The sequence below is a fragment of the Terrabacter sp. P5_B1 genome (assembly GCF_056400505.1).
Map to the genome: position 1 here is coordinate 1 of NZ_JBFULD010000435.1, position 2,863 is coordinate 2,863.

Here is a 2,863-nt window from a genome sequence, read left to right on the forward strand (position 1 = left end):
GTCGTGAACCACCACGGCGACGCACCGACACGCTCGGGCGGCGCCAGCGGGTAGAGGTGCCACACCGCTGCCGCGACGACCACTGCCCCTTTGGCGAGCGCATCAGCGCAGGCCCAGCGCAGCGCGATGCGACTCTGCTTCGAGCCGTCCACGCCCACCACGATCCGGCTCATCCGCCCGGACGCACCCGCTCCGCGGCCTCCCTCGACACGTGTCGCCGCACGCGGTCCGCCATCAGGGCGTGTCATCTCGTCCATGGTGCTCCTCACCTCGCACCCAGCCTGCGCCGCCAGGAGGGGGCGGCGGCAGGTGCAACGGTCCTGTCCGATTCGGGACCTTGGTCCCGCGGCCGCCCGACCTTCGGCCGTACCCCGGGCCCCGACGGGCGCGCACCATCGACGCAGCGCCGCACACCGACGGCTTCGATCAGGGAGAGCACCATGTGCACCGTCCTCATCACGTACTCCACCCCGCCGCCGCCCTCCGACACCACGGGTTCGGTCCACGGCGACACGGACGAGGGCCACGTGGCGACCATGCCAGCGACGCCGTCGGACCTGCCACCGTCGGCTGCTGCGGCACAGCCCTCCCTGGCCGCCTTGACGGCCGGCATCGACGAGGCCATCGCCGCTGCCATCGCCGACGAGCTCACCCGTGCCGGTCACCGAGTGGCATGCCGCCCGAGCGTCGCGGTCACCACGACCGACGGTTTCGACCTCGTCGTCGCCGTCCACGCCCTGCGGGTGAGCCACTCGCCCCGCGGGGGGTCGCGGTCCGCCCACCCGGCCGAGTCCGCGCCGGCCACGGCCGTCGAGGCGGACGGGGCCCCCGTCGACGGGGACTCGACGATCCCGCTGACCTGGTGCGCCGACTGGCGTGCCGTCGACGCCTGGGCGCGGAGCGTCGGCGACCACCTCGTGCACGAGCTCCAGCTGTACACCGAGCTGGTGCGGGTCCGCGCCGAGCTCGACCGCTGCCGCGCGATGCTGCGCGCGGGGACACCCGAGCCCCGCCCCGCTTCCACCGTGGAGCTCGGACGCCCGGTCCCCTACGGCGCCGTGCGCGAGGCACACCGCCCGCACCGGGTCGCCCCGACTCGCCAGAAGACGGGGTCGTGACATGTCGGCGTCCGGTTCCTGGGCGGGATCCGAGCGCACCGTCCCGTCGCACCCCCATCGGTCCAGCCGGCGGATCAACTACGTCGACCTGACGCTCGCGGAGTGCCAGACGCTCCTCGAGTCTCGCGACATCGGACGCATCGGGTGGAACGCCGGACACGGTCCGCAGATCCTCCCCGTCAGCTATGCCTGCGTGGGCGAGCTCATCGTGTTCCGCACCTCCCCGTTCGGCGTGCTCTCGGAGCTCGTGCGTCCGACGCAGGTGGTCTTCGAGGTGGACGACCTCGACGCCACCCAGCACACCGGCTGGAGTGTCATCGCCCGCGGTCGGGGCCAGGCGGTGGCGTCGCCCGCCCTGCTCACCCATCTGTGGACCGTCGACGGGGCTGAACCGTGGGCGGGGGGCGTGCGCAACGTCTTCATCGGGATCACCGTCGAGCGGTTGACCGGCCGTTCCTTCGGATCGCAGCGCGTGCCGTCCGCGGCACGACGAGGAGCACATTGACCATCAGCCGACCTGACCGCAACCGCCCCACCACGGGCCCGAGCGGGCCTAGCCTTGATGCATGACGTCGACGCGTGCGACGGCCCCTCCAGCTGGAACCCCGACGTGCCCCGACAGGACGGCACGCTGATGGTCGAGCGCGCCACGCCGGTCCCCGCCCTGTCCGACCCGCCGGGTGCGGCGGAGGACCGCCTTCGCGGCTTGCTCGCCGCCAACCGTTCCGTCGTCTCGGAGCTCGCTCTGCCGGGGGTGCTGCGACGTATCGTCGAGGCGGCTCGGGCCGTTGCGGGGGCACGGTACGCCGCACTCGGCGTGCTCGGCGCCGACGGCCTGCTCGAGCAGTTCATCCACTCGGGCATGGACACCGGCACGGTGAAGCGCATCGGCCACCTTCCCACAGGACGCGGGGTGCTCGGTGCGCTCGTCGACCAACCCCACCCGATCCGGCTCCATGMCATCTCGGACGACCCGCGGTCAGTCGGCTTCCCGCCGGGACACCCGCCCATGCAGGGCTTCCTCGGGGTGCCGGTGCGCTCGAGGGGTGAGGTCTTCGGCAACCTCTACCTCGCCGAACGGCTCGACGGAGCGGACTTCAGCGCCGACGACGAGGACCTGGTCGTCGCGCTGGCCGCCAGTGCCGGTGTCGCGATCGAGAACGCCCGCCTCTACGAGGAGTCGCGGCGTCGGCAGGAGTGGCTAYGGGCGTCCGCCGAGATCAGCCGTGACCTGCTGAGGCCGGGACTCGGTGACGAGGTGCTCGTTCGGATCGCCGACGCCGTGCTGCGCCTCGCCGATGCCGACATCGTCACCCTCGACTTCCCCGTGGGGGCCGATCCTGGTGGACCGACAGCTGCCGCCCCCGCTCCGGGCCGTCCCGAGCAGCTCGTCGTGGAGGTCGCCCGTGGTGAGGGCACGGACTCCCTCGTGGGGACGGCATACGCCTCGGGTCCGTCGCTCGCGGGCGCGGCGATGCGCGACCGACGAGCCGCGATCGCCGACGAGACCGGACGCGCAGAGCCGGCACTGACACCCGTGGTCGCGGACGGAACCTGGGGTCCCGCGATGGCGTGCCCCCTGGTCGGGGAGGCGGGCGTGCGCGGTGCGGTCGTCGTCGCGCGCCGCGCCGGGAGCCGCCCGTTCAGTCGCACGGACGTCGAGATGGCCGAACAGCTGGCCCTGCACGCGGCGCTGGCGCTCGAGCTGGCGGACGGGCGGCGCGACGAGGCGCGCGTCGCCATGC

The 2,863-nt window shown here is 73.3% G+C and carries 4 protein-coding genes; 3 read left to right on the top strand and 1 reads right to left on the bottom strand.

Annotated features, from left to right (window positions below; translation table 11 throughout):
* Nucleotides 1–257, bottom strand: a 257-nt coding sequence (locus AC1DP0_RS20475; RefSeq protein ID WP_478088153.1) for a universal stress protein, incomplete at its 3' end; no start/stop codon positions are given.
* Between the two features lie 183 nt (nucleotides 258–440).
* On the opposite strand from AC1DP0_RS20475, the gene AC1DP0_RS20480 reads away from it, so the two are divergent.
* From AC1DP0_RS20480 to AC1DP0_RS20490, 3 genes are all read left to right on the top strand, one after another.
* Nucleotides 441–1,118, top strand: a complete 678-nt coding sequence (locus AC1DP0_RS20480) for a hypothetical protein (protein ID WP_478088155.1) — start codon at nucleotides 441–443, stop codon at nucleotides 1,116–1,118.
* Between the two features lies 1 nt (nucleotide 1,119).
* Nucleotides 1,120–1,623 carry a pyridoxamine 5'-phosphate oxidase family protein gene (locus AC1DP0_RS20485; protein WP_478088157.1) on the top strand — a complete coding sequence of 168 codons (504 nt, stop codon included), beginning with the start codon at nucleotides 1,120–1,122 and terminating at the stop codon, nucleotides 1,621–1,623.
* Nucleotides 1,624–1,680: 57 nt separating this feature from the next.
* Nucleotides 1,681–2,863, top strand: a 1,183-nt coding sequence (locus AC1DP0_RS20490) for a GAF domain-containing protein (protein ID WP_478088159.1), incomplete at its 3' end; no start/stop codon positions are given.